Origin of the sequence: Mycobacterium sp. (genome assembly GCF_036273375.1) — a bacterium.
Lineage (GTDB): Bacteria > Actinomycetota > Actinomycetes > Mycobacteriales > Mycobacteriaceae > Mycobacterium.
This window is the reverse complement of sequence record NZ_DASUHS010000105.1, coordinates 1-2,740: the sequence shown is the minus strand read 5'-3', so window position 1 is coordinate 2,740 and position 2,740 is coordinate 1. Positions and strand designations below refer to the sequence as shown.

The following is a 2,740-nucleotide window of genomic DNA, read 5'->3' as shown; positions in this document are numbered from 1 at the left end:
TCCCTCGGACGCGAGGCGACGAATGGTCTTGGCTTCCTGAGTGATCGTCTTGTCGAGCCAATCGACGGAATTCTTCTCGGTGCCTTGTGTTGCCCGTCACTGAAGATGACGATGATGGCGTCATCGGGGTTGATGAGGTTCTGGATGTGAGAACGGCCCCGCTCGGTGTGATGAGCGGGGCCGTGGTGGGCGTGGTGACGGGGTGCCCGTCGTGTTGATGCGGTGCTGGTCGGGTTGACGCGAATCGGGTTCAGTCCGCGGCGGTTTCACTGATCGCGATGCGAGCGGCCTTTTCGTCGACTATCGCGTGATCGGCGGCGAACGCGGCGGTCAGTGCATGTAGTGCGTGGTTATTGACCGCGCGGGGGTGCCCGCGCGAGGCGTTATGGATCAGCCCGATCGCGTCGTCGGAGAATAGGGTGTCGGCCCGTCCGGCGATTTTGCAGTGATGACCGATGTAGTCGGCGGTGTCGGCGGCGCTCATCCCGCCGATGCTGTAGCGCATCGCGATGCGCTGATCCAGCGCGGCGAGCACACCCAGCCGGAGCCGCTGGCGCAGGGTGGGTTGGCCGATCAGGATGACCGCGAACGGGGATCCGGAGTCCATGTCGTGGTTGGTCAACAGCCGGATCGCTTCGAGCTGATGATTGTCCAGCAGGTGGGCTTCGTCGACCACGAGGACGGGGTTGCGGCCCCGTTCGGCGTGCTCGGTGGCCAGCGCTTCGGCGGCTTGGGGGGCCAGGGCGGATTTGTGGTAGGCGGGGGTGTGCCCGAGCGTGGCCACGATGTGGGTGAGCATGCCGCGCACCCCGATGGTGGGGTTGGCCAGGTAGATGAACACGTGCCGGGACGGATCCAGGTTGGCGCTGGCTGCGCGCACGGCTACGGTCTTGCCGGCGCCGACCTCGCCGGTGATCACCCCGATCGCGCGTTGGTCCACACACCAGGTGATGCGGGCGACGGCCTCGCCGTGGCTGGCATGGCGGTGCAGCATGGCTGGTGCCAGGTCGCGCCCGAACGGCATCCGGGTGAATCCCCAATGTGATTGCAGCCGTTGGATACTCACGACGACACCCCACCTTCTGTGTCGAGGCCACCAACGTCGTCGATGCTGAGCTGGCCGGGGATCTGGCCATTGTCACCGTAGAGGGCGTGATATCCGATACGTTCGTCGCGGCGCAGCTGTTGGTGGTGGGCGGCCGCGGTCAGCGCCAAGTAGTCGATCCCGGTCGCGGCTGGCGGCTCGGGTTCGGGGGTTTCGGGTCGGGCCTTTGGGTGGGCGTGGCGGGAGATGGTGTGCGGCAGGGCTTTCCCATACGACTTGTCGCGGTAGCGGACTTCGACGGTTTCCAGGTCGAACGGGGAGAACACCAGCTCCACCCGCCGCCCGACCAGGGTCGAGTCGACCTGGTAGGTGTTGGCGTGCAGCGATACGGTGGCGGTCTTGGTGACGCTGCGCCACTCGCTCCAGAGGAACGCTTCGGTCAGATCAGTGGCGGTGGGTATCGCCGGGGTCCGCCCGAGCCGCTCCCAGCCGGCCTGCCAGCGGGCCAGCGGACTCTGCCCGGTCTCGGTATGCACCCGCCGGTGGTATTCGGTTTCCACCCAGGCAACGAACAGCCGGTTGAGCTCCAATAACGCGGTGGCGTGGTCGACGCCGGCGGCAGCGAGGTCTTCACTGCTGGTGTCGGTCACCTCCACCAGGAACTGTTCGCGCACGGTGCGAAAAAACCGTTCGATCTTTCCCCGGCCTTGGGGTCGCCCTGGTGCCGAATGCACCAGCCGCACTCCGAGTTTCGCGCATGCCCGCAACAACCACGCATCACAGAATGCGCTGCCGTTGTCCACGTAGATCCCGGCCGGGGCACCGCGGGCGGCCAGCGCCGGGCGCAACGCGGCGGCCAGGCGCACGGTGTCTTCGGCGAAGCCGAACCGGTAACCGGGCACCAGCCGGGAGTGGTCGTCGAGGAAAGCGAACAGGTAGGTTTTGCGGTCCCCGACCCGCGGCCCATGCAGCGCGTCACCGCACCACAACTCGTTGGGGTCGGCGGCCTCGAACCGACCGAACACCGCCGGGGCCTCGCCGGCGGCTGGGCCCATCAATTCCAGCTGGTGGAAATGCCGCAACAGGGTCGACTCCGAGGGCGCCCACCCGGTGGCGGTGCGCAGGATCCGGGCCACCTGCGTGACGGTGCGGATGGGGTTTTCCCGCTTCAGCGACGCCGCCAGCTCCAGCACCTGCGCGTCGGTACGCGCGGCCAGCCGCCGCGGCGCGGGCACCAGCGCCTCGAACCCGCCGGTCCGGTAGCGGCGGATCCAGCGGTCCAGCGTCTCCCGCGAGATGCGCACCTGGTTGCCGAACGGGTCGGCATGGGCGCGGGCGGCGATCTCACGCACCAGCTTTCCACGCTGCTTGCTGGACAACCCCTCGTCCAGCGCCGGGCAGATCAGCTGATACCGGAATAGCCCGATCGCCTGCGCCCGCTCGCGGCGCTTGTGCTCTTCCAACGACACCTGACAGTTCTCCTCTCCAATCGAAGGCCTGCCCGAAACCGTTTGTCGGGCAGTCGCCTTGGCGAGGATCACCGATCACGCCGGGTGCGCGTCAGGGGCGATTCGTGTTGCGCAGCCTCAGCCCCGGGGTGACGACCATCCCGGTGCCAGCAGCCGACCCCCACTGGCCGCGACCGCTACCCGATCCGGCGTCACCGCGCCCAGCAACCGGCCGCACCGAAGCGAA

2 protein-coding genes are annotated in these 2,740 nt (G+C 67.7%); both read right to left on the bottom strand.

What is annotated here, in order from left to right; all coding sequences use genetic code 11:
* Positions 1-250 precede the first annotated feature (250 nt).
* Complete coding sequence (locus VFW69_RS10475) at positions 251-1,024, bottom strand: ExeA family protein (RefSeq protein WP_526500873.1); 774 nt, start codon at positions 1,022-1,024, stop codon at positions 251-253.
* Between the two features lie 38 nt (positions 1,025-1,062).
* The gene (locus VFW69_RS10470) at positions 1,063-2,514 is read right to left on the bottom strand and encodes a DDE-type integrase/transposase/recombinase (RefSeq protein ID WP_526500871.1); all 1,452 of its coding nucleotides are present in this window, start codon (positions 2,512-2,514) and stop codon (positions 1,063-1,065) included.
* Between the last annotated feature and the right edge of the window lie 226 nt (positions 2,515-2,740).